Here is a 26456-nt window from a genome sequence, read left to right on the forward strand (position 1 = left end):
TCAGCATCGCGGTTCAGCTATTAGTGCCCATTGGTGCGCTGCGCCGGCCGTTAACGGCCGCTCAGCCATCTTATGAGCTGAGTGCATCTGCCGAGACGCCCAGGATGCTGGCGACCGAACGGATTGCCAGAGCAATGCTCGTGAGGCTGGGATTGCACGCGGTCGAGGTAGGTATCAAACCGTTTCCTCCCAGGAAGAGGTTGTCGTATTCCCATACACGGCTGTAGCTATCGACAACACCATCTCTCTCGTCTTGCGACATCCTGTAAGTCCCCATGAAATGAAGGGACGTGCCTGGGGGCATGAAACGAGGCTCTGAGCCTGGCATAAAGCCCCCTAACAAGTGGGCAGTTTGTGTCATGTCCGCCATCATCGCGTGCGCCCTTGCCCTGTCGTCGTCGGACAGGCGAAAGTTGAACGTCGGCTGCGGCATCCCGAACCTATCGGAGTACTCCTCCTCGAAAGTCACGTAGTTGTCCTCTCGAGGATCTACTCGTCCGAACCATCTGAGGTCAACAACGAGCCGGTCATCGATGTCCTCGGGTAGGGCGCCAAAGCTGAACGAGTCGCGATGAATCTGGCAATGCCATTGTCTGTCTTTCGAAATAGGGATCCATATCATTGGTGGTGGGTCATCATGTGGAATTGGAACCTTCTCCGGGTCTATTTCGATACCGTCTTTTTCGCCGCGATAGTCTCTCATGCGCGAGACGATGTCCTTTCGGAGTACTACCTGACAGAACGTCATCGGGTGTTCCGTCAGATAATGGCCGAGCGGGGGCTTCTTGTACCCTGAGGCCCATAGCAGTTGGGGTGTTAAAATGGAGCCGGCACAAATGATGACGTTTTCCGGAGCATACAGGGTGAGTTGTCCGGTCTCCAGGTCTTCCACTTCGACAAAAGTTACCTTGGTACCATGGAATTGTAATCGCCGCGCCCTGTTTTCTGCTTTTAACGTGAAATTTGGAGTGTCGCCTAGCGCTAGGTCGTCGCCGAGGATTGTGTCAGCGCCGGTGAACCTAAACCTGTTTGCTTGACCATCTAATCTCCGGGCCGCGATCGGTAGACTCCTTACGCCTCGGTCTTCCGGAAGATGTCTGAACCCCTTGCTAAGTACGTCTAGAAGTACGTGCTGCCGGACTGAATCCTCGTAGAGGTCATTGCTCGTGTGAAGCAATCTCTCCGCAGTATTTAGGATTGAATCCAAATCCTCTGTTGGGATAAAGTCGATGCGCTCAGCATCGTATGGCCTTGGCGTATTGTTCGTCCAATGGGAAAACATGCCACCGACACCGTAAGAGGCAGCGGCGGCCGGCAAGTTTAGATCAGCAATCTGATTTGGATTGTGTGCACCACGATCTCGCTTGGTTGGGCGAAAGGCAAACGGATCAAGCGTCGACGGCAGGGGTTCGGCAGTTGATATTGAGTAAGGCTGAAGAAGACCTTGTATTATCTGAGTAAAGGCATCCAAATTTCTTTGGTACACGTAGGCGTTCTTCAGGTGCTCACCGCGTCTAACTGAGTGTTGCGCTCCAGCCTCGACCATTAGTACCGTATGTCCGGCCTCACACAAATACTTCGCGTAAGTGCAGCCAACAGGGCCGCTTCCTATAATCAAGTTTTCGATTTCCGCCGCTGAATGAAGATCTCTCATCATCCCACCCTTTCAAATGCGCGCCCTAAGCTCGTCACCTCAACGAACGTGTGCGACGTCATGATGCCGCGCTGGCCGTTACCCCAGCGTTACTGCCGGGCGATGGCAGGGGAAGGTCTTTCCACAAAAGGTGGCGCTGTGGAACCCGGAAGGCAACCCCGCCCAAACGGTCCCCGTTTCGGCGGTTGCATCTCCTGAACTTGTTAAACCTCATCTTTCCGTGGCCGAAACTGGCAGTGGCCACATGAAACCACTTTTCCGGTAACCGCGGGAAGGGGAGGACGCGTGGGGGAGGCGCTAATCCTCCTCCACGACGGGCGCGAACTGGAGGCCCACGGATTCGGCTTCTTCGTATCTCGCACGGATGATCGGTTCAAGACGTGCTTCAACGTCGCCCCACTGCCCGTCATTAAGTCTCTCGCGGCTGGATCTTCCGTTATCGGTCACGTCCATAACCGGCGGCAGTCCGGTTGGCATCTCGAGTCCCGTGAGCAGGATAGGCAGGACCACCTGGCTGACATGTCGGCGCATGGCATTGAGCTCTTTGACCGGGTTCACCCAGCTCGAAAAGGGTTCCGGCCGTTGAACCATGATGGCCGTGTTGGTTTCCACGATCGCTAGCTGCCCCCACGGCCTCAGGGGACTGATCGGATCGTCGACTTTCAGCTCCCTCGGTGCAAGGTCCTGCTCCGCCATCGGGGAGGCATCTGTCGAGCTGAAGGTCCGGCCGGCGGCGAGGCGGATCGAGCGGTGCTTGTCCGCGTTGGAGTATGCCTGCAGGAGGCGGAGAGGATGAGCGAATTCGACGTCGACGCGGAGGAGGCCGGCCAGGACACTGCCGAGTGACGGAATCGCACTTTCCACGTCGACAAGGGGCTGAAGAGCTCGAATCCGGCGGCCTAGCTTCGTGTCAGCGCCCAGGGCCGGGATCTTGCGCACCTTCGCGTCCCACCGTTTCAGAGCGTCCTGCGTCTCGGTAATCGGCATGCTAACGAGGGACCCGAGCGGGCCGCCCATCGGGCCCTGCCCCTCGACCAGGTACCAGACCGCGTTATCCACGGCGGCACGAAGGTGGTTCACAGCTTCACTGAACAGTAAGGATGCCTCGGGAGGAACGGGCCGCACAGACTTCACAACCATCTGCGCGCTGCCGCCCCGTCGGCGTTGCTCAAACGCAACCGGGCCATCCAAGGACCACTTGGACCCGATGTCGCCGATTTGGAATGCGAGAGCATCAGCCCGGGCAAGCCGGAGGGCAACAGGCTCCAGGGCCTCAGGAAGCCAGCCGAACTTTTCAGGAGGCACGCTCACTCGGCTGGCTCGATCAGCTCGGGTCCGTTGTTGCGGACGCTGTTCACCCTGGTGCTGACGGCCCGCGGGACCAAGGTGGGTTCCGGCAGGGAGTCCAGCAGGTGCTGCACGTCAGCCTTGTCCGTGAGGTCCGGATCCAGCCACTCGGCGAACCGGTCCCGGGGCACAATAACGGGGCTGCGGTCGTGCACGTGTCCCAGAGCGTCCTGGGTGGTCGTGGTCAGGACTGTGCAGCTGAGCAGCCACCGGCCCGGATCGTCCTCCGGCAGGGACGGGTCGGCCCAGAACTCGTACAGGCCGGCAAAGCCCAGAAGCGGCTCCTTTTCGGAGTACAGGTAGTTGGGGATCTTCTTGCCGTCCTCGGTCTTCTGCCACTCGAAGTACCCTTCGGCTGGAATCACGGCCCTCCTCTTCACGGCTGCCTTCCGGAAGGACGGCTTCTCCAGGACCGATTCGCTGCGCGCGTTGATCAGCTTGGAGCCGATCTTGGCGTCTTTGGCCCAGGACGGGACCAGGCCCCACTTGGCCACCAGCAAATGCCGCTCGATACTGCCCTCATCAAGCCGTTCGGCCACGATCGGCACGGCCTGGGTGGGCGCGACGTTCCAGCTGGGCGGCGGCGGTGTGCCCTCCACCTCTTTGGCGTCAAAGTAGGACAGAAGGTCGCCGGTGGCCTTGGACATCACGTATCTGCCGCACATGGGCCCATTCTGCCCCACGGCTAGGGAATTCTTCCGGCATCCGGCATGTTGCAGTCGCCGACAATCCAACTACAGAGAAGAGATGCACTTCCGTGGCAACTGATTACGACGAACTGCGCACCGACGTCAAGGAATCCCAGGACAGCTCGCTGGAGGCCCTCCAGTCCGCAAAAGCCCCGGATGCCAAGTCCGTTGTGCAGGAACTCGACGAGGCCGACGTCTTCGACGGTCTCACCCCCGGTGGCGAGTTCATCGCCGAAGAACTCGTCGTCGAGGTGATTCCCCAGGCCAGCGACGAGTTCACCTGCTACTCCTGTTTCCTGGTCCGCCACCGCTCCCAGATGGTCCGTGAGAAGGACGGCCACGGGTACTGCGTTGAATGTGAAGGCTGAGCCGCGCTACTGGCCAAGCATTGACCGACAGTGGTGGCAGGCATCCAGCCGGTCGCCGTCCTGGAGCACTAGGACAGGCTTCTGCAGTACCTGGAGGACATCGCCCGCAATCGGCCTTGATTTCAGCTCACCTGCAGCCCGATCTGCTCGGGATGCAGGTGAACTTACCCGAGACCTGCTTCGCCCCCCTGACATACAGCCCGAGGCTTACTGCGGTCCGACCGCCAAGAAGGACGCGTCCTGGCCGGTGACCAGTGTGGTTACGCCGGTGCCGTCCAGGTTGGCCCCCTTAATGTTGAAGTCGACGATGTTAGTCCAGTAGAGGTGACTGCTGTCCACCGCCACCCCATACGGGGTGTTCTGTCCTGCTACAAGTGTGGTCACGCCGCTCCCGTCCAAGTTCGCCTCGCTAATCGTGCCGAGGCTGGTTTCAGCCCAATATAAATGACCGCTGTCTACCGCTATCCCACTAGGGCTGCTCAGGCCTGTGACCAGGGTGGTTACGCCTGTGCCGTCTAGGTTGGCCTTACTGATCGTTCCGTAGTGATCGGTCCAGTAGATGTGGCTGCTGTCTGCCGCCAGCCCGTACGGGCCTTTCTGGCCGCCGACTAGGGTGGTTACGCCGGTGCCGTCCAGGTTGGCCTTGCTGATCGTTCCGTCGTAAAAAGAGGTCCAATAGACGTGACTGCTGTCTAGTGCCATCCCGAACACATTGTTCTGGCCCGTGACGAGGGTGGTTACGCCGGTGCCGTCCAGGTTAGCCCTGCTCACCGTTCCAGAGTCGTGGGAGGTCCAATAGAGGTGGCTGCTGTCTACCGCCATCCCATATGGGGTGACTAGGCCCGTGACCATCGGGGTTACGCCCGTGCCGTCCAAGTTGGACTTGATGACATTTCCACTGGAATAGGTGGTCCAGTACAGATGCGCGGGGCCCGTCGGTATGGGTTTGGGGTCGGGTATGGGTTGTACGTTCAAGGTCGCAGTGGACCGCAAACGGCCGTAAGTACCGACCACGGTGTGCGCCCCAGGGGTGGTCGCTGTACAGACCGCCCCTGTGCATGACCCGTCCGGAAAGATGGAGAACTTCGTAGATACCGTCACGTCGCCCAGGAGGTTGTTGAAGCTGCCATAGCCTGCGGCGGTGTAGGTCTTGGTCTGACCCGCCTGGACAGAAGCCGAGCTGGGGCTGATCACTATGTGGTCAAGAGATGCAGCTGGCGGAAGGATACGGTTGGCGATCCGTGTGCCGACTCCCTTCACCAACTTGGTATTCACATAGCTTGTGTGAATGTCAATTCCTGCTTTGGAGTTGTAAAACATCGCTTCACTGAAGTCGCAAACGATGTCTCCTGCATTGCAGATGCTGTAAGTGTCCGCGGCGATAGCAGGGGGAATGTCTATTCCTCCAAGGAAATAGAACCGGACGCCTGAGTTCTTGGGTGCGGTTTTGGATGACCATACGCTGGTCGCTGCCGTTCCTGGAACCCTGTCACCGTCAGCAATCAAAGCAGTCGCCGCAATTCGATTGAGGATACCAACGTTATTGGCGGCGGTGAGGCGAATGAGCACCTGGTGCATGACCATCGCGCCTTGAGAGTATCCTGCTAACACAATTCGAGTCTTTGAGCCGCACAGTTGTGTTCTTGTCGTGAGCTCGTTCAATGCAGCTGAGATGCCCTGGTTGATGCTCGCAGTGAACACATCCAGGTGCCTCTCCTTGTAATGGAGCACGTCACCGTCCGGCTCCAGAACATCGACGGATTCAGCCGGGTAGTCCACGGGGAAGCTTTCTATACTCAGCTTCTTTGGCAAGTCGGACTGCAACTGCTTGTAGAGTGTCAGCACTTCCGGCCCAAGACCCGAATTCCTCAGTGCGGTCTCGCCTGACCCCCGGGCGCCGATTAGGAGAACATCCGGACATCCTGACGGGGTGGCAGCAAACGCAGGGGGCGCACTCAACCCGAACAACGAAATTATTATGAGTAAGGCTGCAGTGACCGCGGCAACTGTTACTCTGAGCCGGCATAACGCTCCATTCGGTGGCTTACGAGCCGAAACGGATCGATGATTTTCTGAGTGCATGAAAAACACGGCCATCACTTCCTTCTCGAGACCGTATTTTTCGTATCGAAATGGGCAGGACGTGCGTGGAGCCCCCAAGGCGCCCACTCAGCCAATGGATGGCGATGGGTCAGGTTTACGGGACCCTCACTGACCTGTCAATAAGAACTGACGGATTATCGTGCCCTGAGCCGGAAACACGGTCGTGTCCGTGATGCCAACTCATACCGGCAGGGCCACGCGCTCCAGTAGCTTTTTGGAGGTATCCGCCCATTCAACGTCGCTGTCAGGTTGACGATAAAAAGCGCCAATCGGCCTCGTAACTGACGAACAGACTGGCCGCAAGTCCCAGCCCTGCCAGTCCGGCCACCTGCCTAAGTCTACTGTCCGCCGTTTTGTCGAGCGTGTCCCTGTCGCGCCCGGGAGATGATCCTGGCCTCGTCGGAACCTGTGGCGGCCTTGCTGCCCAGTAGATCAAGAACGGCATTGCCTGCCCGCCGCTTCTTCGGGTTCGTGTCCAGGCTTGCTTCAAGTGCCCACACGGCCCGGCGCCACTGATCATTCCGTTTCACGTCTTGGGTCTCCTGCCGGAGAGCCAGCCACCAGACGAAGCCAACGATGCAGACCGCCAGGAGCAGAATCCACGGCCCCAGGGCAGCGAGGATGTGCCACCATTGGGTCGGCCCGGACTGCGCGTAGGACTCGATCAGGTACGGCATCATGAGGCAAGCCTAGGGCCCACCGGCGCCTCTGACCACCGCGAGGCCACCAGCGGCCGACAACAGGGGCGGTTAGTAGCGGTCGGTGCGGATGACTACGAGCTACTGCCCCTCCTGCATGCGCTCGTCGAGGTTGTTGCGCGCCTCTTCGTAAGTCGCGCCTTCGGTTTCTACTTGGCTGTAGCTCCCATCTGGGTTGGACACTGTTCCGGTAACGGTCACCCAAAAAGTGTATTTCGACTTGAGTTGCAACACTGGCGTGGCAATTTGAGGTGTGGACGGTGTTGCGGTTACCGTTGGGTAGCTTCTTCGCCTATCCCCCCATTAGGCGGAGTTGCTGTCCCGGAAAGCCCCGCTAGCGACTCGTAATGCGGGGCTTTCCTCTACCCGCAGCAACAGGCGGGTTCCATGGTTCCGGACCGAAAAAGGGAGAGCGCAGTGGCACAGGGCGACATCGAGACTTATTGGGAAGACGGCTCCTGGAAGAACCGCCGCGAAGGCGTCGACCGGGCCTTCGGCGCCGGGTACGGCACCAAGGACGAGGCGATTGCCGCCGGCCGCGAAGCTGCGCAAGCCGATAAGGTCGAACACGTCATCAAGAACCAAGACGGCACCATCTCCGGCAAGAACAGTTACGGCAACGACCCGCGGAACGTGCCAGGCTGACCATGCAAGAAGATGAGGTCATGATCCGCAACAGCGTGCCGAACATCCTGGCGAACGAGGCTTACGGGCTGGACTGGAAGCGCATCCAGGACGTGTTGGTCGTCAACACGCCTGGGGGAACGGCCACACACCTTGCCCTGAAGACCCCACAGAGCACGGGCACGATGTGTGGACAGCCGGCAGCGCGCGTGGCCCGTGCTTGGTTTCTTCTGAGTGGTTGCAAAAAGTGCGCCAAGGCCGCACTCAAACAAGGCATTGCCACGATCACGGACACCGACGGCACCCTGATCGACCTGGCAACTAGCACGGAGGTCGCACCGCCGTCATGACGCAAGGGCTGGCGCCTGCGGTGGGCCTAGGATCTTGACATGACCTTCCGCGCAGCCGTTATGGGCGACTTTCACGGCAACATTCAGCATTTCCGCGCCGTGACACGAACCTTGAAGAGTGCTGGGATCGACCTGCTGCTAGGCGTTGGCGACGTGGGTTTCGATTTTCCGGGGGCCTTCCGCGGAAAGACGGAGAAGCGCATGCGCCTCCTCCTGGAGGAGGACGGCGTCGAGTTCATATGGGCGGTAGGCAACCACGACAACCACGACTCTCTAAATACGCGGCCGGTGAATGCGGATGGCACACGCCGGATCTCTGACCGCAACTCCAACCTGCCCAATGGCGCGGTGATTGAACGTGACGGCGTGCGCATCGGGGCCCTGGGCGGAGCCTACAGCGTGGACCGGAAGCACAGGACCGAGGGCCGTGATTGGTGGCCTCAGGAGGAGCCCACGGCCGAAGAAGCCGAGCGCCTTATCTCCGCGTGCGCGAAGGGCCCTCGACTCGACATACTTCTCACCCACGATGTCCCGATGGAGGTCTCCGGCCTGAAAGGGCTGCCGGGATTGTCTAAACAGACATTGCAGGAGGCCAACCGAACCCGCGTCCTGCTGCAGGAGACGGTCAGTCAGGTCCGGCCGAAGGTGCTGTTCGCCGGCCATTGGCACCAGCGGCTTTGCTCTGAGCTGGCCTGGGACGACGGCACCCACACGAGGGTCGAAGTCCTCGCGGCGGAGCAGTCATGGGCTGGCAACCTGGCGGAAGTCGTCATGGGGGCCGACGGTGAGGTCGACGTCAGCCCGCTACTGATAAGGGTCTCCTGAACCGGCACGGGCTCGGCGGGTTAGCTCTGAATGGCGGTAGCAGCGCTTGCGATGACGTCGATAGGGGTTCCCGGGACGGCGTACTTGGCGAGCTCCACGGAGTCGGCAGGAGAGAGCCGGACCATGTTTGGCAGCACCGGCGTCATGTCATCGCCGCCGGTGAAGCAGTCATCACCGGGTCCCGCGATTGCGATCGGATTGACGCTCTGCCCTTCCAGGCCGTCCGCGTTGGTGCCCTGAGCGCTGAGCGGCAGGAAAGATCCTCCGCTGCAGTCCCAGCTGGTGGTGAAGTGCTTAGCCACGAAGGTCGGGCCGGTGGGAACATTGGTTCCGATCTCGGCGGGGAAAGTGGCCCTCTGTGCTCCGCCAATGGAGCCCACGGTGACACTGCCAGCCGCCTTATCGATGAAGATGTGCGTCCTGGACCCGGTCACCTTTACGTCCTTGCCCCAGACCCACGCGGTCCCCTCGTTGATGTGCGGTCGCAGCTGGTCTCCGGCCTTGCTGGGGAGCGCAACGCGCGAAGGCAGCATCACGCGGAGCCACACGCCGTCCGGGGCCTGTACGCCCGGTGCCTTAGCCACGGCCCGACCTACGACGGGCACAACTTGCTCAGGAGAGAGAGCCCCGATCTCCTCCCCGGCAGGCTTGTCGTAGATCGTCACGAAGTCATAGTCGGGGTTGGCGATGGATGCGGTTTCACCTGTGAAGTTGGCGTAGCCGTCCATGAGCGGGGCCGGGAGGACGGAGAACATGTCCGACATAGGGCGTAAAGGTTTGCCTCCATCGGGAACCCCGTGCTCAGCGTCGTACGTTGGCGCCGCGGCGGGAGCGTCCTCGGCGGCTACAGGAGTTGCAGGGGCGCCGCAGCCAGTCATCACAAGGGCGGCCAGGACGATTGTGGCGGTTCCGGTGGCGCGGGTCGCCTTGCGGTGGTTCAACAGTTCGTGCATGTCTTTATAGTACACCGTAAGTGCAACACCTGCACTAGAGACCCAGGCAGCGCCCCTGACCCAGGACGGCGAGCCCCGCGAGATCGCCGGCCAGGAATCCGGACTGCTGATACGAGGCGGTTGGCGCCATCAGCTGCCCCTCGTGGTGCCCCAGTCCCAGGACGTGGCCGAGTTCATGCTCCAAAACAGTCCTCTTGAAAGTAGTGCTGTTGAAGCGGCTGGTGCTGAGCAGTTCCGCGTTGAGGCTGACCGTGCCGGTGACGTAGTTGGATGCGGAGGGGTCAAAGTAATACGACTGGCTCCCACCCCAACCCAGCACGCTGCCGTCGGCAAAGCCCGGCTTCTCGTGCGGAGCCCCCCAAGCGATGAGGATCGGCGCCCAGCGGTCTCCGTAGCGCTCTGGCTGGAAGGATTCGCGGATGGGGCCGGGCCCTTCGTCCGTCTCTCCGTCGTCGATGAACACAAGGCCCGTCGCTTTCGACACTGATGCGATGGCCTCCTTGACTACCTGCGGTCCGTCTGCCGGCTGGTTTGCTGGTCGAGTGGCGTAATGGATGGGCCGGCACGGGTCATAGGTAATAGGAGACCCGTCAGGGTTCACGCGCCTGAAGGAGTATTCGTCACTGGGCTCCGTCAGGGGTGCGGGCGCGCCCAGTGGGTGCGAGGCCTGAATCAACCCGGGCGCCGGGCGCGAAGGGGACGTCGGTGCGGGCCGCGGAGTTACCGCAGCTAGGGCTTGCTGTCCGGCCTTGTATGGAGATTCGACAGCGACCTTGACCGGCGCGTCCGACGAGGCGGGGAATACGGGAAACACCATGCCCACCACAAGCGCGAAGACGGACATCGCCCGTCCAATCTGACGACGGGGAAAAGTGTATGGAGGCCTGCGCATGTAAATACGGTACACTGAAAGAGCAAATTGCATCAAGCGGCAATATCAACCTCGGCTAGAAACGAGCAGGCCACGAAGCTGAAGAAAGCAGGCACCATGCAGGCACCCATCACCACGACGATCCTGGCAGTGGCCGTTGCTGCCGCAGGAGGCTCCTACATCCTTGAGGTGGGTGTTGCAGCCGCACGCATGCACAACCTGACCGCCGACGTGCAGAACTGCAGGCTGGAACTGACCTCCGACTTCTTCTTCACCGGCGGCCACCGCACTCAAGCCCAGGCAGCTGCCGAAGTGGCTGCCTGCACGGTCTCCCAGGGGACTACCCTCACCGTTCAGGTCTCGCCAGTCGGATACGACTTCACCATCATCGGGACCACCACAGAGGCACCTGGCTACACGGCCACGATGAATACGGCAGCGGGCGGTGCCATCGTAGTGACACCGCCCGCTGAATAGCCCTTCCTTGTTAGGCAGCCAGCTCCAGCTCCGTTGCAGATGACTCACGCGTCGCGCACCGGGCTGCGTGACGCTTCACCTTGGCGACCTCCAGGCGTGCCTGCGCCGCCTCCAGGTGGGCCGCTGCAGCGTCCCTGGCAGCCTCTGCCTCTGCCTGCGTCATGGTCTTCTCCAGACGGGCCTTCCACGCCTGCGCCATCTGCTGGGTAGCGTCCATGCGCCTCTTGAGCCGCTGCAGATCCCGCTGCTTCCGTGACGGAAGCCCCGTCTTTGGATCCGGGATCAGGTCGGCCGACTTCTGCCTGGCCAAGGCCGCATAGTAGGCGTCCCTGGCGTCTTCGGCATCAACCTGAGCGAGGGCGTGCTGAAACCTCACCGTTTCGTAGGGCGAGAGGGCGAAGTCACCCGGGAGAGTGCAGGCCAAGTCTTCCTCGGCATCGGCCAGGGCCTCTTCTGCGTTCTCGACGTCCTGGGTGGCTTTCTCAACGTCCTGGGCTGCGCGCTCGGCCCGCTCGATGGCCTCCTGTCCCCAGCGCTTCTCGCCATTCTTGACGCGCTCCTGCTCGGCCTGCCGGAGCTGCTCGATGAACTCCTCATCCCGCGCCCGACGCACTTCCCGCAGCGCCGCCCGCTTCTCGGCCCGGTCGATGCGGGCCTTATGGAAGGCCAGCATGATCTTCTGGACGATTGCAGACCAGCGTGAGAGGGCCTGCTCCGCCGCGCCGCGGGATTCGACGGGAGGAGCCTCACGCCAGAACGCACTGGCCCGCTCTTTCAGGTCCGTGAGGCAGTCCCATAGCTTCTGGGAGGCGCGGTTCTCAGCCCTCGCCTCGGGGCTGTGCGGGAGGCACCGGGCCCCGCCTTCGTTGCTGTGCTTACACATCTGATCTCTCTCCAATCGGTCGGGCTGGTGGTTTCTGTGTGGCTCAGTCGGTCCAGGAGAAGTCATCCACCGAGTCGAGCGCGGACTTCTTCTTCGGGGCCGGGGCGGCGAACGGGTCGTCCTCATCCGGGCCTGTGGCCCGGGCGGGCGAGACCTTGGCGGGAGGCGCCGGAGTGGCGAAAGGGTCCTCCTCTTTTTCGGCGCTGGTAGCCCATGCCGGGTCGGCAGACTCCTCCGACTCATTCTCGAAGCTGTCGAGGTCCATCTCGTCGAGGTCCAGCACGCCCAGGTCGGTCACATCTGCGTCCGTGAGGTCGGTGCCGCCGATGGTGCGGATCGTCTCACGCGGACAGATACCGCGCTTTTTGAGCTCCGCAGCCAACTCCTGCTTGGTAGCAAAAGCGCCCTGGAACGGCACGTAGCCGACACCGTCGAGCTCGGCGATACCACGCCCCGGACGTCCCTTCTTACTCGCAGCTGCTGCATCTGTCAGCTCGGCTTTAACGTTATGCGCCAGTTCGTAGGCCTCCGCGGCCTCAGATGCGTCCGAGAATGCCATGCTCAGCTGGCTGTTGGATGCTCGCCCGAACTGGAGGCGGTTACCCATATTCGTGCGCATGCCGCCGGCGCCGGTGCCAATGTCCGTGACATTCCAAACCTGCGTACCGATGGAAACGTGAATCCCCACGAAACGCATTTCGCGCAGGATGTTGTCGGTTGTCAGCAGCAGGATCTCTTTCGCCAGGTTGGCCTCCAGCGCGTCGATCTTGCGCTGGTCGTGGTCCTCGAGGAGCTTCGGTACAGCACGCATCTTTGCCAGGGATGTGAACTCGTCGATGATGACCATGATCGGCTTGATGCCGTTCTCCTCGCGGAAGTCAGCGGGAAGTTCGGTCCACTTCTCCACGTCCTGCTCCACGAGAATTTCGAGTCGGCGTTTTCCCTCCGCGTAGACCGCCTCGATGGTGGCCTGGGCTTCGGGAAAGTTGAGGCATCCCCACCCTCCGTCACGGACATAGCCGCGCGCCCAGGTGAAGTCGAGGCCGCGCTTTGTCGGGTCGATGACGACCAGATCCCAGCCGTGCACCAGCGCAGAGAAGATGATCGAGCGAAGCGCAACGGATTTGCCGGAGTTGGTCTTTCCAACGACCATCGTGTGCGGGTTGGACGCCAGGTCCAGCTGGACCGGTTCACCGTAGCCGTCAGTGCCGATCGAGATGTCTCCCCAAGAGCCAGCGTCCACCGCTGCGAAGTCGTAGCCGACCATGTCGGGGATGCGCAGCGGGATGCCGGCAATCATCTCCACCGTGCCGAGCTTGTCATCAACCTTGACCCACCAGCCGGAGTGGCCGACCGTGTTCCTGGCGACACCCAGCCAGTAGGCGACTTCCTTTTCCCGATCCTGAGAGACCTGGTCGGCCCGCTGGACGATCACCTTGGCGAGATAACCCTCGCCGTCCCGGACTCCGAAGATCGGGAGGATCTCAAGCTCCCACGATTTCTGCCGCGGGTTTTTGCGCAGCAGCCGGTTACGCAGCTCAACAGTGGCCGGCGGCAGCACCACAGTCTCAGCGATGCCTGTAATGCCTGCGAAGGGGTTGTACCCCACCACCGTCCGCCCGCTCTCCGCGTGCTTAGCCGCAACGGACTCTCCATTCGAGGTCGTTGCCTTCGACCCCAGCTCGTAGACCGCTGCACCTGGGCGGATAGACGGCTGCGCGCCACGGACGACCCTGATGGTCGTCGGGTTGAAAGACTCGACCTGCCAGCCCTCGCCGAATTCGGCCCACAGCATCGCGATCAGCTTCCCGCGCTGCTCAACGGTGTCGATGTAGCCGTTCGGGGTGTTGATGGTCATCAGTTCGATACCGCCAGCGAAGATGGGACCCGGGTTGGCCGGTGCAGGCTCTGTGGCTTCCCCGGCGGTCGGGGTCAGCGAAGCCACATAGGCCTGTGCGGCCTCAAGGGTCAGGCCGTGCTTGCCGAGCATCTTCTCGGCAAGTACGGCGTTCCCGTTCTCGTGAAACTCCACAGCAGCCTTGGCGCCAGCAGCCTGGGCTGCATTCAGTCCGCCCTGGCTGCTGGCTGGCCGCTGCTTGTTTTTGAACAGAGTGAACAAGGTGTCCTTTCCGGGTTAGGCGCCGACGTTGGTTATGGTGCCGTTCTGCACCTGCATTGCGTACTGCCTGCGGCAGCCATTGACGTCGTCCAGGGTCAGCCCCGACTCCGCCATCATGGCGCGGGGGAGTACCATGTCGTCTTCGCTCTCTGGGTCAGCGGCCATGATCAAAGCCATGATCTCCACCCCCACTTCGACCTGTTCGTCCGTATAGGGGTAGAAGTGATCGTGGACGGCCAGGGCGTAGTCGCGTGACCAGCCGTGCTCCTCCAGGAAAGCGTCGGCGGCGGAGATGTCCTCTGACTCCAGCCCTTCCCTGAGCAGGCGATCATGCCGATCCACGATGATCTTGTCGCTCACTGTGAAGCCGGAGTCGTCCTTCGGGTTGCTTGCTTTGCGGAATGGATTGCGAAACATGATGGAGCCTTTCTGTTAGGAGAAGTTCGCGCCTGTGAGTGTCACGGCAGCGGTCGGTGCGGTCTCTACTTCTTCTGTGGTCGTGGAGTCGATCCGGCGTGAGATGAGTCCGCCGGAACGGGCCTCTTCAGCGCGGCTTGCCAGGGTGTCATCGGAGGTCCGCTGCAGGACGATGCGGTCGGGCGTGCAGTCGCCCAGCTCCCATTCCGGGGCGATCTTGGCAAGGATCGAATCGGCGTCCTCGGTGCGCAGCGCGACGAAGAGCGGGATGTTGGTTGCGACCAGGTCGGCTCCCTCCATGTCGATTACCACTCCGTCCCATTCAGCGGCCGCGCCGCCGAACACCTGACGAAGGATCGCAATAGCCCGGACGCGAATCTCAGTGTTGCCGGCTTCAACGGCCATGTTCTTGCCCGCGGCCTTCCAAGCGATGTGCATCCACAGGGCCCAGGTAATGCCGCCTGCCAGGAGGAGGAACCCTCCCACGGGCAGCTTAAAGAGGCTGAGGATGCCGAGCAGGGCAGTGGCACCAATAGCGGACAGGACCGTGTACCGGAAGATCATTGCGCTCCGGACTTCGTCACTGCTGAGCGACTCGCCGTCCGGGGCGCCCATGAGGATGTCCTTTACGTCCTCGGTGAGCGTCTTGATCTTGTAGGGCGCGTTCTTGTGGCCCGAACGGCGCCGGGCTGCAATCAGGACGGCCAGCGGAAGGTGAACGAGGCCGATCAGGACCGCAAGGGAAATGGAGGAGACGGCGGTGGAGGCAAAGCCGCTGAGCAGAGTAAGGGAGACGCCGATGTGGAAGGCAGCCGACAACCACACAGCGAGGCGGGCCAGGACCTTCTTGCTCTGGTCGGTCTGCTCGCCCCTTTCGGCCTGAGCAGCAAGGGCGGCGACCCGCGAAGGTCGGTCGCTGATGAAGCCAAAGACCAATGTGAGGCCAAAGGTCAGGAAGAACCAGCTCAAGCGGAGTGACCAACTGATCCCCGTGCCGGCAGCCTTCTGCTGCGAGGTGTAGCCTCCCATCACGGTGCCGTCCATCAACCCGCGCTCCTGACCTTGCGCCGTGTGCTGCTTGTGCTGGCTCATGAAGCCCTTTCAAAGTCTCTCGAACGCCTATTATGTAGCTACGGTGTACCGTATGAACATACCTTAACAGACATTCTGGAAGGTGATAACCCCTTCTGTGCCTATGTGTGCGGCAACTTCCGGAAGTCTCACCAACGAAGAAAAGACCGCCAAGACAAACGTCCTGACGGTCTTTTCGTGGGCACATCTTCTGCGACTAAGAGCGGTGCCCGTTTTGCATCTCGTCAAGCAGGCGGAAGGGAAACCCTGCTTGGCAAGTGGCTGGGCACATCTTCTGCGACAAGGGCGGTGCCCGGTTTCCTCTGCTCACAAACGTCGTGTGTGCGACGGTTTCCAGAAGTGTCACCGGCGCAAAAAAAGACCGCCAGGATAGATGTCCTAACGGCCTCTCCTTGGGCACATCTTCTGCAAAGGAGGGGTGCCCGGTCTTCCCTGGCTCACCAGTAATCCAAAAGGAGAGACTGGTTGACGGCTGACTAAACCTGTCGCTCAAGAAGCGTAGACAGCTCAGGCGCTCTTTTGGCGCCATCGGCGGTAGCCGTGCCGCGGCTAGTCGAGAATGTAGCGGACCCTGTCGTTTCCACTGGAGCTCTTCACGGTGACAGTGCGGAATTCGCCCTTCCTTGCGCGGCTCTTCAAAGTTCGCGGATCTATACCCAGAATCTTGGCAGCCTCGACAGCAGAGACCCCGGGCGCAGGCTCCTTCGGGCCGCTCTTCCGACTCTCCGCTTGCCGCTTACGCAACTTTTCGGCGCGGTCTTCGTGCCCTTGCCCATACGTCCATTGGGCGGAAGATGCTTGCGCCAGATCCATCGTCTCCGCGACCTGCTTCCAGGTGCCGCCGGCGGCGCGGGCTGCATCCACATAGGGTTGCAGCCACTTCTTGGTGTCGCCAAGGATCAAGGCACGCACCCGCAGCTCGGCGAGTGCCCTCGTACGGGCGTCTACCGCGTCCGGACGCGCTATTTCCGGGAAGAGCTCGCGCGTGAGATCGGCATGGAACTTCTCGACTCTCTCCTGGATATAGCCTTCATCCAGCGGCTTATTGTGTACCATATGCGCAACTGTACATTATTGTGAGTCTGAGGGCACCGGCACCCTATCCAGTCAGGTGAAGCAGAGGCGCGAGAGCTGCGAGGGTCCCATACCAGCTGCCCGCAATAGCCGTCCCGAGCAAGGTCAGCCAGACGCCAGCCGGCACTCCCGTTTCTAGGGCCAGGATGTGCGCGTCCGATGAGTCGAGATCCTCCGGGTACTTGGTGTGGATGGCCAGAACCTCGCCGAAGCTTCGGAGTGACCCGACGAGAAGGGCGGCGCCAAGCACTAGTGTGGCGTGTGCGCCGAGCTGCGGGTTACCGGCCCACACGAGCGCCAGGGGGATAGCCGCGGCGCCAAGTACGACCCCGGCCCCAAAGAGGTTGCGGATTGCCGGCAAAGAGAGCAGCACAAGCGCCCCACCGATGGTGAGCGCCAGCTGCCCCCAGCCGGTCAGGGCCGCCCATACCAGGGCGCCGCCTACAGCGGCCGGCACTGGATAGCCCCAGAACATCGACCAGATGGTGGGTGCGCCGGCCAGGCCGAAGGTGTGAGTCTCGCCTGAATGGTCGCGGTGGATGCGTATGCCTGTGACGAAGCGGCCGGCAGTGATCGCGGCGCCGGCGTGCCCGAGCTCGTGAACCAGGGCGGTGAAGAGGCTGGAGTATTTCCAGACTGCCGGCAGGCACAGAGCGCCTGCAAGCAGGAAGACGCCGAGGATCTCCCAAAGGGGGATCACCGGCAGATGGGCCCGGATGAGACCAGCAGCAAGCTTCTCTCCAAGGAGCCCCACGACATCTGTCACAGGCTGAATTCTGACCTTCTATCTGCCAACCGGGTGGCTGTTTACATGAACGCACCCCGCCATCCGAGGGGTGGAGTTCGGGGTGCGGTGCGAAGGGTGTCGCTATACGGCTGTTGGAGCGGGGGAAGGTGCTGTGATCGCCTCCTCTGCCGCGATGAGGATGTCTTGAGGTACCAGGTAGTCAGGGCGCCAGCTTCCGCGACTGCCTCAACGAGCAGGCGAAGCTCCGGGAGCCGGGATTCGAGCTCACGGACGTGGTATCAGGCCGTGCGGGGGACTGGCGTCCCGAAGCATTCCGCCTTCACCTGCTCATAGGCGAGCAGATCAAGCAGCTTCTGCGTGGGGTAGCGGCTGGCGATGCTTGTGCCATTGTTGCTCTCCTTGTACGCGGTTTCTGGGGATGACCCAAGCCTATCCAAAATACGTAGTGCCGTCTACTCCTAAAGCGCCAAAAAAGCGTAGTGCCGTACACTGCAACCATGAGCATCGACTTCGCACCCATCGGTCGTGCGGTTGATTCCGGGCGTCTGCAGGCTGCCCTCGGCTTCAACCGCCAGCGCCTGAACGCCCTGGTGAGCACCAGCTATGACTACGGCGTCGGTGCAGCCCTGCCGCGGCCAGTAGGGATCCTGGGCGGCTCGATGGTTTGGGATGTGAAGGAGCTCGAGGCGGCCTTGCCGGCCATCCTGGAAGCCAAGCGGAAGGTGGTGCGCAACGCCCCGCGCATCGAGCGGCAGCCGCTGTCCCTTGAGTTCCTAGCCGAGCGGCGGGAGTACCGGGAGGGGATGCCCCATGTCCTCGGACTGATGGATGCAGAAATGATTGGGGAGCATTTTGGTCTCGGCGAGAACGGCGCACGGTATCCAGGTGAGTGGGCAGCGCGCGGGAAGCTCCTCCCGCAGCCAGCCGGTGTTATTGGCACCCGGCGGGTGTGGACCGTCGAGGATGTGAAAGCCCGCGAGGAACAAATCCTCAATCACCTGGCCCGTCGGCGCCAACTCGCTGAAAGCCGCGCCAAGCTGCTCTCCGCCTAGAAGAGCGCAGAGAAAAAGAGAAGGACCCTCACCTGATCCCCATCAGTGAGGGTCCTTCTCCTGCGTGGGCTCCATTGCCCGCAGTGAGGTCCGGACGCTCCGCGCGAACGTCCGGAAGTTTTTAATACTTGGGCGACCGGAGGCGGATCAATCTGCGCCACGGCATGAGGGACAGTACAGCCCCAGCAATCAGGCCCATGCCGACCGTGACCGCCACTTTTGCCAGCGGGAGGCTGGCGAACCACTGGCTCGCGTAGCCGATGTACGGGACGCTGTACAAAACCTCGCCCCTGACCTGGCCGGCCTCTATGGGCTCGTCGGGGACACTGTTGGCGTCCCCCTGCGTGGTGAAGCCGGCGACGCCGTCGATCGAACCGGGCCCGTTGCCAAAGCTGACGGCGATGATGCGGTGGGTGGTGAGGCTCTTGTCGTCCCCGCTGATCGCCTGGAAGGTGACCGCGTCGCCAATTTTGTAGGACGTCACGTCCTGCGGCTTGACCACGACGACGTCGCCCGGGTTGTAGGTGCCTTTCATGGAGCCGGTGAGGATGGTCAATTTCGCCGCATCCAGGAAGGGGCGAGAAGGGGCAATCCCACCGGCAATGACGAGTGCTGCGAACGTTGCAGCGAGAGGCCAAGTGACAACATGGGCCGCCATCTTGGCAGCCAACCGCCAGAAGCGGCGCCGGGGGAGTGCTGTCTCAACCTCCTGCACTGTCGGCACTTCCGTCGTGTCCGGGGTTGCGATAGTCAAGGGGATCTCTTTCAGTGAGTCTTTTGGAGGAGAAAGGCCCCAGCCGAAAGCCGGGGCCTTTCTCTGAGGCAAGTCCTAGCGCACCTGCTTCAGGGTGTAGTGGATCGCCGAAAGGTCGGCCTGGGTCGCCTGGACAGTGGTGTCCGTCGTGCCGGCGTCGTAATCGATGACCACAACGGCGAAGAGCTTTGCCGTGCCGTCAGTCAGTGTGCCGTCATTCAGGTCCGCTGCTCCGCCATTCAGGGCCGGCTGGTTGAAGTGCACGACCGCAGTGGGCCCGGTACCGTCCAGCGGAGCCGAAGCCAGCGCCGAGGCCGGAGTGAACGTGGCCGGATCGTAGGTGCCCTTGCCGACGTAGACCTTTCCACTGACCCCGGACCCCGGGGTAGCGAGTGCACCGGTCAATGCACCGCCGGCGGGGATCTCAACGATCCAGTCGGCCTTCAGGTTCGTGCCGACCATGGTGATGGCCTGGGCCTGACCAATGGAGACCTGGTCCCCCGGGACGGTCCGGAACGTCGCCAGGTCGATGGCGGTCGGCGCCGCCTTGTCGGGCGAGGTGTCGAAGTACCCCGGAGCACCCGCAGTTGCGATGCCCAGGGCGCCCGACTGGATCGTTGCGCCGGGCTGGTCAATCCCTGCCTCCCACCCGGCGAGGCTGGTCCCGGGGAGGGAGGAGAGCAGTACGGCGATGCCGGCAGTGAGGGTCACAGCGGCGCCGATGAGCTTCTTCTTAGAACGCTTCCGGTCGGCGGGGGCGGGCGAACCGGCGAGGGCCCTTTCGGCGGGGACTGTCTGCGTGCTCATTCAAGCCTTTCAGGGCATTAGGTGCGGAATCGGTACTAATCGTCCCGACGGTCCAACATTAACTAGTTTCCTCGTCCTTTGCAACATTTCTGTTGCAAAAAAACGGCGGTTGATGAGGGGCTAACAGCTTTCTGCGCTGTGGAGAAGTGCTTGTTCGTATCGCGGCCACGTTGTCATGCAAGCGTGACAACAATAGAAGAAAAGCCAGCCCTGAGGGAAGGTCCCAGGGCTGGCTTCGCCCTTTAGGCGCCGGCTACCGAAGGACGGTGGTGACGTGGTCGACGGGGGACCAGTCGGTGGCCGGGATCTGGAGTGCGTCGAGGTACACCAGTGAAGCGTTGTACCGCAGCGGCTCAAGACTGTGGGTTGCAGTCAGGCGGATCGAGAGTTTTGCCAAGCTCGGCTTCCCTGCCAGGGCGCTGATGTCCGAAAGGCCCAGGACCCCCAACAGGTCGACATTCTGGAGAGTGTCCATCGCTGACAAGGCCGAGATGGAGTCAAGCTGCGTCCACTGGAAGTTGACGTTCACCAGCTTCAGCCCCGCCAGGGGGTCGATCGAGGTGAGGTTGGAGACGCTCTTGGCGGTAAAGTCCGTCAGCTTGTTGGCACCGGCTAGGGGAGCAACGCTGCTGATCTGAGTGTGTGAAATGTTGACGGAGGTCAGGTTCGTTGCGTACTGCATGCCCTCAAGGGATGCGACATTGAACCAGCCAGTCAGATCCAAAGTGGTCAGCTGAAGCGCGTCATCCTGCGTCAGTTCGTCCTGCGGGACGCCGAGCTTGTCGGAAACGTACCAGGCCAAATTCGAATCCGGGATCACCCAGGGTTTTGGCTGGCCCTTGCGTACCTGCTTCAGGTTGAAGCTAGTGCTGTCCAGGATGCCAGTTGCGCTTTGCCCCAGCACCGCCCCCTGGTTGAAGACGAGGTCGGTCAAGACCGTATACCGGCCGTCAGTTGCTGTGACAGCCGAGTTGAACGTGAACTGAGGGGCCTTGGGGTTGTCGATGATCGGGGTGGTGGCGACCACATCCGCAGGCTGCAGACCGGATGTCGGGGTGTATGAGCCCTTGACCAACCGCACGGTGCCGGTGAGGCCCTGGCCGGCCAGGGCGCCCTTGATGCTCTTGATGTCGGCGGTCAGTTCTGCTGCGATGTTGTCACCGCTCAGCTTGAGCGAGATCTCCTGGACCCTCTCGAGCCTGTCGCCCGGGGTGATGGCGTAAAAGCCTGGGTCTACGGCCGTTGCATGCTGATTCGACGGGAAGCCGGTCAGGTCGAACCAGCCGTGGTCTGTGCCCAGCGTGAGTGTGAGTTCACCCGCGTCGATCACGGCTTCAGTGCCAGGCTGAGAGCCCTCCCAGCCGCTGAGGCTGGTGCCCGGGGTGCTGACTGCAGCGAAGCCTGCACCGGCGAGGACGAGGCCGACGGCGCCTGCTGCGACCTTTTGCAAGGTCTTCTTGCGGACCGCCACGGAATCACTCGTGCCAGCGCTGGTCGTTTCCGTACTCTTCAATGGTATTCGTGCCGTTCTCTTGGTATGGCATCATAGAGTCCTCCGCAACGGATCCGTTGCATACTTGCAGTCTACTCGAACCGCTTCGCTGGCTGCTACCGTTCCCGAGTAGGCCTCTCTCTACTTGCTGGTCGCAGTGCGGATGACATCTACGGCTGCGCGGAGTTCGTCCAGGACCGCCGGCGCCACCTCCGTCACAGCGTCCCAGACGAGGAGGACTAAGGGGTCGAACCCGAGAGTCCTGGCGAGAAAATATCCGCAGATGGCGAATGCGATCGACCACAGCAGCCGGTGGAGGATGCTGGGCCGGTCGTGAATCAGTACGGTGCTCATGTCTCTCTTTTCTTGCCTATTGTTATGCTTGCGTTTCACTTCGCAGTAGCGCGCGGTTAACTCAAACGTCTAGCCCCTACGCTGCGCGCGTTTCGGAATCTTGTCCGGCCCGGCCGGCAGCTTCGGCAGCTTTGGCCGTCGCCTTGGCCTCCGCGATGATCCGCTTCACGGTGGACTCGGATTTCCCGACCAGGCCGGCGATCGCCGGGTTAGAGCGACCGGCGGCCTTGTGGGCGAGAACCTGGTCAACAAGGTCGGATGAGTTCGTGGCGGGCTTCTGGGCAGCTGCCACCCGCGCTGGCTTGGAACGCGCAGGAGCAGGCGTCGCAGGTACAGCTGCCACGGCTGCTGCAGTATCGGGCTCGTTGGCAGCAGGTGCGGTCCGCGCCGCCGGGGTAGAGGCGGGAGGCTCGATCAAGAGGTTCTCGAGGACCAGGGAAGCCCCGAGAGCGCCCAGAGGCATCAGCGCTGAAAGGGCGGCGCCGGTGTAGGTGCCAAAGCCCCAGGATCCCGCGGGGCCGGCCGGGACCAGGACGTGCAAGACGTTTGCTGCGATAGAGACGGTCGTCCAGAAGGCGGTGGCACAGTTCGTCCAGAGGGTTGATTCACCCCGCGTCTTCTTCAAGAGCGTACCGAGGGTGAAGAGGACCAGTCCCAGGTCGATGACGATGGGTACGACATACTGCAGCGCAGGGGGGATTGCCATATGGGCGGCCAGGGCAGCCTGTCCGAAGAAGCTGGTAGTGAACGCTCCGGCGTAGATGAGGGCAGCGACGCCGACAGCGGTGAAGGCGATGGGGCGGCTCTCCGCGCTAATGCGTGCGGCCTTGCCTGCAGGTGACATCGTGCTCCAAAGTTTGCCTGTACTTGTTCAGTGCTTATATGGTGTACCAATTAAGCATAACAGGTGTTAGCGCCTTTCACGACACGGTATGAAACGCTCCCCTGACATTGGAGCGTGGCCGTGAAATGCTTGAGCCATGACAAGCGACGAGGGGCCGAGGCATCTTCGGGGGCTCGTGCAACCGAAAGACCTGGCTGATTATCTGGGCGTCCCCGAATCGACCTTTCGGGTCTGGCGAAAGCGCCGGCAGGCATGGATTGAGCGGGGCCGGCCGAAATCCAAGGCCCTCTGCACGTGCTTGCCCGACCCGGTGAAGGACCCAGGGGATCCGTCCCAGGCCTTCATGATCAACGGCGCCTTCGTATACGACGTTGACGACGTGCGTGTGCTCCGCGCAGCGATCGAGGCGCACGAACGCAAATTTGGAAACCCAAACATCGCTACTCTGAACGCGAAGGACCCCAGCCATGGCCAGTAAGCTCCCGGACCATACGAAGGCAGTGCGTGGGCTGATGGATGCCGAGCGGGTGTCCGAATACCTGGGAATCGCACGGGGCACGCTCCGCTCGTGGGAGAAGCGGAGGGCTGTCGACGGGCCGGGCGGGCCGAAGGATTTCCCGGCGCCCATTGCGGACCGCCTTGCCGGTGCAGCCTTGTGGGATGAGGCTGACATTGTGGCTTACCGGCGGCGGCGGGAAGCTGCGAGGGGCGAGAAAGCCACTTCCGGCAGTGCTTTAGGCCCCGCGGCGACTTCCTGAAAGCTTGCAACGGATCTGTTGCGAGCTGCTACCCTCGGGATCATGAGCACAAAGCCATTGCTTCAGACCATGACCCTCAAGGAGTTAGCCCAGACCATGGGCGTCTCGGAGATAGCCATTCGTACGCGGATGTGCCGCAAAGCGGCCGGCCGCAGCGTCCCCTCTTTCCCTGCACCTGTCGGAAAGATGGCCGGGGCTTGGTTCTGGGAACGGCGGACCGTAAATGACTTCCTTGCCAGAGAGAAAGCCCGGGGGTTGACTGGCGTCTCTTGAGAGGCAACCCGCCCACAGAGGCCTGACCCGGCAATCACGTGCTGGAAGTGCTCCTGCGTCTCCTTTCTTGGACCGGGGAGAGGAACTACATTCGCCGCACACATGAAGGTCATGACGACAAATCCGATTGACACGGTAGGCCGCACTGAGCTGCCGGTAAATGCGACCACTGACAGCATCCGCCTCGCCTTCTACTCGTCCACTGGCATGGTGCTGCCCCATGCCGTCTGCCAGGCGTGCTGGCTGAACATCGTAGCCTTGGCTACTGGGACCATCTCCCGGCGAGCAATTCTGGAGGTCGAGCACAACTGCCCGCATCATGTTGAGCCGGACCTCGTCCTCTTCCACGCACTCAAGGGTCTGCCGCAGGAGGACTACTGGGCGATGGCGGACCCCTGGAACGAAAGCGCGTTAGGGGCGGGCTCGGACTCAGACCATGCCTGAGAGCCGGTGGATCGACAGCACTGGTGTCGTTTCCCTGAACGTGGCCACCCCATCCCCTCTAATGTCGAGCCACAGTTGTGCCCGCTCACCTACAGCCAGTTTTGCGATGGCCAGAAGCGGGATTTCTTCCCCGTCTCTGCGCAGCCTCGACACGGATAGCTGGACATAATCGCCCTCTGGCCGCTTGTCCTCCGCGAGCCGGACGACCTTTCGCGGATTGGAGTCAAGATCGACGCTGTACAGCGTGCCGCTGGAAGTCCGCACGGCGAAGCAGCCGCTCATTTCATTGGTGACGCGCTCCAGCTCCATGCCACGAATTTTATGTGATTAGGGGCCAGCAGGGTGCGCAGATTAGTGGCCGGATTGACTTGCTAATTTTCTCTTAGTGCTACGCAAAAGTGCTGTTCTGGCCTATAAATACGCGATTGAACACGCCAAGCTTTATCCCCGGGAGCCACTAAACCCGGTGATAGCTTCACCATTAGCGGTCAACAGGGAACCCCGTCTTTGGCAGGCCGCTTTTCGACATTGTGACAAGCTTCAGCCCTGGGCTGTATCCAGTCAAAGGACGGAACATGGCAATACGACCAAACGCAGCCGGTGGGCGGCCCAGTAAAGGCAGCCGCAAATTCATCGGTTTTCGCGTCCAGGAAAAGACGGCGGATGACGTTGCCTTCATCGCCGCGTCCAAGGGGCTCACTGTTAATGACTATGTAGCCGACGCTCTCGCCAAACAGCTAGCCCGAGACAAGAAGCGGCCGGAGTTCCGTAGTCAGCTGGGCGCGGTTCCCAACCAGGTGGCGTCGTAAGATCCCGCGCCTTCCGGAATGCAAAAACTTCTTCCTTACCACTGATCCACAGGAGAGATCTCATGGCCGCTGACCGAACGATTCAAACCCGCGGCGGACGTAAGTCAAAAGGGGAGCGGCGCGTTATCAACTTCCGCTTGCCGATCCAGAAAGCAGACCTTGCTCGGGAAATAGCCACGGCTGAGGGGTACGAACACCTGAGTGACTGGGTCGCCATGACCGTGACGAAGTACATGGAAAAACGAGGTCCATGCCCTGAACAGGGAGCAACAGAAGGTATGCGTGAAGGTTAGGCGCCCGACTTCTGCGGAAGGTTAATCAGAGGAGTGGTAGTTGTAGCTCGAAGGGGTGAATGCGCCACGGAGGCAATCACTATGGCCAGCCATTCGAAGGTACTGTTGCCGCTGTCATCCGGGGCAGGAGATAGAGTTCCACTGTCTCGGCTCGCTCCTCGACGGCAATCCATTTGCGACTGAGCGATTGAGCCACGGCCGGTGTAGTTCCAGATCCAGCGAAACAGTCCAGAACTATATCTCCTGGTTTCGAAGCCAGAGTGATGATTTTGCGGAGCAGGCCCTCCGGCTTCGCGCCTGCAAATGGACGCCCGGGAAACAGCTGTTCCTGCTGCCGGGCTGCGTCTTCATTGGTTTCTATGGGTTCAAGCTGCCAACTCCAGAGATTGCTAATCAGCTTAGGCTTTCCCGCTGGGGCAATGTAGCTGGGGCGAAAGGGGACCTTGGGAATTAGAAAATCAGCTCCTTCGGCGACCATCTTGGCCAGCTTCGCTTCGGAGTACCTCGAAGGCAGCGTCATCCGCAACCAACCTAGGTTACGGCCTTTCTCAACAATCACACTCTCGAGGAGCTTGGCGTTGATGGCGGGGGACGAGTGGTCCCCGGCTGGGTAGGTCCCGTCCGAGCTGTTGAACCGCACTGATCCTGGGGGAAGCGACAGGGTTGCAAGCCTGTTTCCCCTGTGGGCAATTGGTATCCGTTTACCCGACTCCGTCATACCCTCCGTGAACGGCGGCAGCTTGCTGCGATCCTTGGCAAAGACAAGGATGAAGTCCGTTACTGACGACATTTGGCCATGAAGGAAAGCCGGTCGTCGGGTCTTTTCCCAAGTAATGACGCCGACCGTGTTTTGGGTGCCAAAGATTTCTTCACACATCAGCTTTGCGCTCCCCAGCTCGTTGGAATCGAGATGGAGCCACAGCGACCCATCGTCACGCAACAAACTGTGGACGTTCTTGATGACGTCCCGCAGGAGATCCGCCCAATCCGTAGACGTGCGGTGGTCCCGGTAGTGCTTGCGAGCGGAGTGCGCGCCCCTGGTGTTGAAAGGTGGGTCTAGATAACAAAGCTTGACCTGATCTGCCCCTCCGGCTGCAACGAGCTCAGGTAGTACGTGTCGCGCATCTCCCTGGTGAATTGCATTCGGGGTAAAGCCGTTTTGAATCACTGCCACTGTCCTATTTTCAGTAGTGAAGAGCTTTTTTGGCATTCCGCACACATGACGGCCATGAACGAAAATGCCGATGTAATCGCTTGGGTCCGCCGCACAAGGTCTGCCCAGAA

At 61.3% G+C, this 26456-nt stretch carries 31 protein-coding genes; 11 read left to right on the forward strand and 20 right to left on the reverse strand.

Annotated elements, in window-relative coordinates; genetic code table 11:
* Window positions 1-70 precede the first annotated feature (70 nt).
* The 3 genes from AC6CHP_RS03265 to AC6CHP_RS03275 form a co-directional block, all read right to left on the reverse strand.
* Window positions 71-1654, reverse strand: a complete 1584-nt coding sequence (locus AC6CHP_RS03265; RefSeq protein WP_498228172.1) for a GMC oxidoreductase — start codon at window positions 1652-1654, stop codon at window positions 71-73.
* Window positions 1655-1951: 297 nt separating this feature from the next.
* Window positions 1952-2734 carry a hypothetical protein gene (locus AC6CHP_RS03270; protein WP_498228173.1) on the reverse strand — a complete coding sequence of 261 codons (783 nt, stop codon included), beginning with the start codon at window positions 2732-2734 and terminating at the stop codon, window positions 1952-1954.
* A 227-nt stretch (window positions 2735-2961) separates the two neighbouring features.
* Window positions 2962-3666: an SOS response-associated peptidase gene (locus AC6CHP_RS03275; RefSeq protein ID WP_498228174.1), complete on the reverse strand. Its 705-nt coding sequence runs from the start codon at window positions 3664-3666 to the stop codon at window positions 2962-2964.
* A 92-nt stretch (window positions 3667-3758) separates the two neighbouring features.
* Here AC6CHP_RS03275 and AC6CHP_RS03280 point away from each other — a divergent pair, with 92 nt between their 5' ends.
* The gene (locus AC6CHP_RS03280) at window positions 3759-4058 is read left to right on the forward strand and encodes a DUF4193 domain-containing protein (protein WP_498228175.1); all 300 of its coding nucleotides are present in this window, start codon (window positions 3759-3761) and stop codon (window positions 4056-4058) included.
* A 207-nt stretch (window positions 4059-4265) separates the two neighbouring features.
* Here the strand turns inward: AC6CHP_RS03280 and AC6CHP_RS03285 are convergent, their stop codons facing one another.
* Both AC6CHP_RS03285 and AC6CHP_RS03290 read right to left on the reverse strand, forming a co-directional pair.
* Window positions 4266-6155, reverse strand: a complete 1890-nt coding sequence (locus tag AC6CHP_RS03285; protein ID WP_498228176.1) for a cutinase family protein — start codon at window positions 6153-6155, stop codon at window positions 4266-4268.
* Between the two features lie 344 nt (window positions 6156-6499).
* On the reverse strand, window positions 6500-6841 hold the full coding sequence (locus AC6CHP_RS03290; protein ID WP_498228177.1) for a hypothetical protein: 342 nt from the start codon (window positions 6839-6841) through the stop codon (window positions 6500-6502).
* Window positions 6842-7276: 435 nt separating this feature from the next.
* Here AC6CHP_RS03290 and AC6CHP_RS03295 point away from each other — a divergent pair, with 435 nt between their 5' ends.
* From AC6CHP_RS03295 to AC6CHP_RS03305, 3 genes are read left to right on the forward strand one after another with little or no spacing between them, the layout of a single operon-like run.
* On the forward strand, window positions 7277-7504 hold the full coding sequence (locus tag AC6CHP_RS03295) for a DUF2188 domain-containing protein (RefSeq protein WP_498228178.1): 228 nt from the start codon (window positions 7277-7279) through the stop codon (window positions 7502-7504).
* A 2-nt stretch (window positions 7505-7506) separates the two neighbouring features.
* The gene (locus tag AC6CHP_RS03300; protein ID WP_498228179.1) at window positions 7507-7833 is read left to right on the forward strand and encodes a hypothetical protein; all 327 of its coding nucleotides are present in this window, start codon (window positions 7507-7509) and stop codon (window positions 7831-7833) included.
* A gap of 39 nt (window positions 7834-7872) precedes the next feature.
* Window positions 7873-8658 (forward strand): metallophosphoesterase family protein, encoded by a 786-nt coding sequence (locus AC6CHP_RS03305; protein ID WP_498228180.1) that lies wholly within the window; start codon window positions 7873-7875, stop codon window positions 8656-8658.
* 20 nt (window positions 8659-8678) lie between these two features.
* Here AC6CHP_RS03305 and AC6CHP_RS03310 read toward each other — a convergent pair whose 3' ends face one another.
* Together AC6CHP_RS03310 and AC6CHP_RS03315 are read right to left on the reverse strand one after the other, a co-directional pair.
* Complete coding sequence (locus AC6CHP_RS03310; protein WP_498228181.1) at window positions 8679-9611, reverse strand: hypothetical protein; 933 nt, start codon at window positions 9609-9611, stop codon at window positions 8679-8681.
* A gap of 34 nt (window positions 9612-9645) precedes the next feature.
* On the reverse strand, window positions 9646-10095 hold the full coding sequence (locus AC6CHP_RS03315) for a matrixin family metalloprotease (protein ID WP_498228182.1): 450 nt from the start codon (window positions 10093-10095) through the stop codon (window positions 9646-9648).
* Between the two features lie 504 nt (window positions 10096-10599).
* Between AC6CHP_RS03315 and AC6CHP_RS03320 the strand changes: the two genes are divergently transcribed.
* On the forward strand, window positions 10600-10959 hold the full coding sequence (locus AC6CHP_RS03320) for a hypothetical protein (protein WP_498228183.1): 360 nt from the start codon (window positions 10600-10602) through the stop codon (window positions 10957-10959).
* Window positions 10960-10969: 10 nt separating this feature from the next.
* Here the strand turns inward: AC6CHP_RS03320 and AC6CHP_RS03325 are convergent, their stop codons facing one another.
* From AC6CHP_RS03325 to AC6CHP_RS03350, 6 genes are all read right to left on the reverse strand, one after another.
* The gene (locus AC6CHP_RS03325; protein WP_498228184.1) at window positions 10970-11842 is read right to left on the reverse strand and encodes a hypothetical protein; all 873 of its coding nucleotides are present in this window, start codon (window positions 11840-11842) and stop codon (window positions 10970-10972) included.
* A gap of 43 nt (window positions 11843-11885) precedes the next feature.
* Window positions 11886-13961, reverse strand: coding sequence for an FtsK/SpoIIIE domain-containing protein (locus tag AC6CHP_RS03330; protein ID WP_498228185.1), 2076 nt, complete (start codon window positions 13959-13961; stop codon window positions 11886-11888).
* Between the two features lie 15 nt (window positions 13962-13976).
* Window positions 13977-14378 carry a hypothetical protein gene (locus AC6CHP_RS03335; RefSeq protein WP_498228186.1) on the reverse strand — a complete coding sequence of 134 codons (402 nt, stop codon included), beginning with the start codon at window positions 14376-14378 and terminating at the stop codon, window positions 13977-13979.
* A 15-nt stretch (window positions 14379-14393) separates the two neighbouring features.
* Window positions 14394-15470 carry a hypothetical protein gene (locus AC6CHP_RS03340; RefSeq protein WP_498228187.1) on the reverse strand — a complete coding sequence of 359 codons (1077 nt, stop codon included), beginning with the start codon at window positions 15468-15470 and terminating at the stop codon, window positions 14394-14396.
* A 549-nt stretch (window positions 15471-16019) separates the two neighbouring features.
* Entirely contained in the window at window positions 16020-16526 is a 507-nt protein-coding gene (locus AC6CHP_RS03345; RefSeq protein WP_498228188.1) for a hypothetical protein, read from the reverse strand.
* Between the two features lie 43 nt (window positions 16527-16569).
* Complete coding sequence (locus tag AC6CHP_RS03350) at window positions 16570-17310, reverse strand: M50 family metallopeptidase (RefSeq protein WP_498228189.1); 741 nt, start codon at window positions 17308-17310, stop codon at window positions 16570-16572.
* 479 nt (window positions 17311-17789) lie between these two features.
* Here AC6CHP_RS03350 and AC6CHP_RS03355 point away from each other — a divergent pair, with 479 nt between their 5' ends.
* Window positions 17790-18344 (forward strand): hypothetical protein, encoded by a 555-nt coding sequence (locus AC6CHP_RS03355; RefSeq protein ID WP_498228190.1) that lies wholly within the window; start codon window positions 17790-17792, stop codon window positions 18342-18344.
* A gap of 121 nt (window positions 18345-18465) precedes the next feature.
* On the opposite strand, the gene AC6CHP_RS03360 is transcribed toward AC6CHP_RS03355, so the two are convergent.
* From AC6CHP_RS03360 to AC6CHP_RS03380, 5 genes are all read right to left on the reverse strand, one after another.
* Window positions 18466-19098 carry a signal peptidase I gene (locus AC6CHP_RS03360; protein WP_498228191.1) on the reverse strand — a complete coding sequence of 211 codons (633 nt, stop codon included), beginning with the start codon at window positions 19096-19098 and terminating at the stop codon, window positions 18466-18468.
* A 75-nt stretch (window positions 19099-19173) separates the two neighbouring features.
* Complete coding sequence (locus tag AC6CHP_RS03365) at window positions 19174-19905, reverse strand: hypothetical protein (RefSeq protein ID WP_498228192.1); 732 nt, start codon at window positions 19903-19905, stop codon at window positions 19174-19176.
* Window positions 19906-20158: 253 nt separating this feature from the next.
* On the reverse strand, window positions 20159-21376 hold the full coding sequence (locus AC6CHP_RS03370; RefSeq protein WP_498228193.1) for a hypothetical protein: 1218 nt from the start codon (window positions 21374-21376) through the stop codon (window positions 20159-20161).
* Between the two features lie 162 nt (window positions 21377-21538).
* Window positions 21539-21751, reverse strand: a complete 213-nt coding sequence (locus AC6CHP_RS03375; protein ID WP_498228194.1) for a hypothetical protein — start codon at window positions 21749-21751, stop codon at window positions 21539-21541.
* A gap of 76 nt (window positions 21752-21827) precedes the next feature.
* Window positions 21828-22595, reverse strand: a complete 768-nt coding sequence (locus AC6CHP_RS03380) for a DUF2637 domain-containing protein (RefSeq protein ID WP_498228195.1) — start codon at window positions 22593-22595, stop codon at window positions 21828-21830.
* A 136-nt stretch (window positions 22596-22731) separates the two neighbouring features.
* On the opposite strand from AC6CHP_RS03380, the gene AC6CHP_RS03385 reads away from it, so the two are divergent.
* The 3 genes from AC6CHP_RS03385 to AC6CHP_RS03395 all read left to right on the forward strand — a co-directional run bounded on the left by AC6CHP_RS03385 (window position 22732) and on the right by AC6CHP_RS03395 (window position 24070).
* Entirely contained in the window at window positions 22732-23073 is a 342-nt protein-coding gene (locus AC6CHP_RS03385; protein WP_498228196.1) for a hypothetical protein, read from the forward strand.
* Window positions 23063-23353, forward strand: coding sequence for a hypothetical protein (locus AC6CHP_RS03390; protein WP_498228197.1), 291 nt, complete (start codon window positions 23063-23065; stop codon window positions 23351-23353). Before AC6CHP_RS03385 ends, AC6CHP_RS03390 begins: the two co-directional genes overlap by 11 nt.
* A 375-nt stretch (window positions 23354-23728) precedes the next feature.
* Window positions 23729-24070, forward strand: a complete 342-nt coding sequence (locus tag AC6CHP_RS03395; protein ID WP_498228198.1) for a hypothetical protein — start codon at window positions 23729-23731, stop codon at window positions 24068-24070.
* On the opposite strand, the gene AC6CHP_RS03400 is transcribed toward AC6CHP_RS03395, so the two are convergent.
* Window positions 24056-24379 carry a hypothetical protein gene (locus tag AC6CHP_RS03400; RefSeq protein WP_498228199.1) on the reverse strand — a complete coding sequence of 108 codons (324 nt, stop codon included), beginning with the start codon at window positions 24377-24379 and terminating at the stop codon, window positions 24056-24058. The two genes, AC6CHP_RS03395 and AC6CHP_RS03400, sit on opposite strands and share 15 nt — an antisense overlap.
* Before the next feature lie 266 nt (window positions 24380-24645).
* Between AC6CHP_RS03400 and AC6CHP_RS03405 the strand changes: the two genes are divergently transcribed.
* Window positions 24646-24879: a hypothetical protein gene (locus AC6CHP_RS03405; protein ID WP_498228200.1), complete on the forward strand. Its 234-nt coding sequence runs from the start codon at window positions 24646-24648 to the stop codon at window positions 24877-24879.
* Between the two features lie 62 nt (window positions 24880-24941).
* On the forward strand, window positions 24942-25172 hold the full coding sequence (locus tag AC6CHP_RS03410; protein ID WP_498228201.1) for a hypothetical protein: 231 nt from the start codon (window positions 24942-24944) through the stop codon (window positions 25170-25172).
* A gap of 79 nt (window positions 25173-25251) precedes the next feature.
* On the opposite strand, the gene AC6CHP_RS03415 is transcribed toward AC6CHP_RS03410, so the two are convergent.
* A complete protein-coding gene (locus AC6CHP_RS03415) occupies window positions 25252-26346 on the reverse strand; it encodes a DNA methyltransferase (protein WP_498228202.1) in 1095 nt (364 codons plus the stop codon).
* Window positions 26347-26456: the final 110 nt, after the last annotated feature.

The sequence above is a fragment of the Pseudarthrobacter sp. GQ63 genome (assembly GCF_059758765.1).

Excerpts from the sequence above, each read along its gene's own strand:
- AC6CHP_RS03365 (WP_498228192.1), bottom strand. The coding sequence starts at position 19,905 with ATGAGCACGCAGACAGTCCCCGCCGAAAGGGCCCTCGCCGGTTCGCCC.
- AC6CHP_RS03300 (WP_498228179.1), top strand. The coding sequence starts at position 7,507 with ATGCAAGAAGATGAGGTCATGATCCGCAACAGCGTGCCGAACATCCTG.
- AC6CHP_RS03355 (WP_498228190.1), top strand. The coding sequence starts at position 17,790 with ATGAGCATCGACTTCGCACCCATCGGTCGTGCGGTTGATTCCGGGCGT.
- AC6CHP_RS03310 (WP_498228181.1), bottom strand. The coding sequence starts at position 9,611 with ATGCACGAACTGTTGAACCACCGCAAGGCGACCCGCGCCACCGGAACC.
- AC6CHP_RS03325 (WP_498228184.1), bottom strand. The coding sequence starts at position 11,842 with ATGTGTAAGCACAGCAACGAAGGCGGGGCCCGGTGCCTCCCGCACAGC.
- AC6CHP_RS03385 (WP_498228196.1), top strand. The coding sequence starts at position 22,732 with ATGACAAGCGACGAGGGGCCGAGGCATCTTCGGGGGCTCGTGCAACCG.
- AC6CHP_RS03390 (WP_498228197.1), top strand. The coding sequence starts at position 23,063 with ATGGCCAGTAAGCTCCCGGACCATACGAAGGCAGTGCGTGGGCTGATG.
- AC6CHP_RS03340 (WP_498228187.1), bottom strand. The coding sequence starts at position 15,470 with ATGAGCCAGCACAAGCAGCACACGGCGCAAGGTCAGGAGCGCGGGTTG.
- AC6CHP_RS03265 (WP_498228172.1), bottom strand. The coding sequence starts at position 1,654 with ATGAGAGATCTTCATTCAGCGGCGGAAATCGAAAACTTGATTATAGGA.
- AC6CHP_RS03410 (WP_498228201.1), top strand. The coding sequence starts at position 24,942 with ATGGCCGCTGACCGAACGATTCAAACCCGCGGCGGACGTAAGTCAAAA.
- AC6CHP_RS03405 (WP_498228200.1), top strand. The coding sequence starts at position 24,646 with ATGGCAATACGACCAAACGCAGCCGGTGGGCGGCCCAGTAAAGGCAGC.
- AC6CHP_RS03275 (WP_498228174.1), bottom strand. The coding sequence starts at position 3,666 with ATGTGCGGCAGATACGTGATGTCCAAGGCCACCGGCGACCTTCTGTCC.
- AC6CHP_RS03395 (WP_498228198.1), top strand. The coding sequence starts at position 23,729 with ATGAAGGTCATGACGACAAATCCGATTGACACGGTAGGCCGCACTGAG.
- AC6CHP_RS03380 (WP_498228195.1), bottom strand. The coding sequence starts at position 22,595 with ATGTCACCTGCAGGCAAGGCCGCACGCATTAGCGCGGAGAGCCGCCCC.
- AC6CHP_RS03345 (WP_498228188.1), bottom strand. The coding sequence starts at position 16,526 with ATGGTACACAATAAGCCGCTGGATGAAGGCTATATCCAGGAGAGAGTC.
- AC6CHP_RS03285 (WP_498228176.1), bottom strand. The coding sequence starts at position 6,155 with ATGGCCGTGTTTTTCATGCACTCAGAAAATCATCGATCCGTTTCGGCT.
- AC6CHP_RS03335 (WP_498228186.1), bottom strand. The coding sequence starts at position 14,378 with ATGTTTCGCAATCCATTCCGCAAAGCAAGCAACCCGAAGGACGACTCC.
- AC6CHP_RS03400 (WP_498228199.1), bottom strand. The coding sequence starts at position 24,379 with ATGGAGCTGGAGCGCGTCACCAATGAAATGAGCGGCTGCTTCGCCGTG.
- AC6CHP_RS03375 (WP_498228194.1), bottom strand. The coding sequence starts at position 21,751 with ATGAGCACCGTACTGATTCACGACCGGCCCAGCATCCTCCACCGGCTG.
- AC6CHP_RS03290 (WP_498228177.1), bottom strand. The coding sequence starts at position 6,841 with ATGATGCCGTACCTGATCGAGTCCTACGCGCAGTCCGGGCCGACCCAA.
- AC6CHP_RS03320 (WP_498228183.1), top strand. The coding sequence starts at position 10,600 with ATGCAGGCACCCATCACCACGACGATCCTGGCAGTGGCCGTTGCTGCC.
- AC6CHP_RS03305 (WP_498228180.1), top strand. The coding sequence starts at position 7,873 with ATGACCTTCCGCGCAGCCGTTATGGGCGACTTTCACGGCAACATTCAG.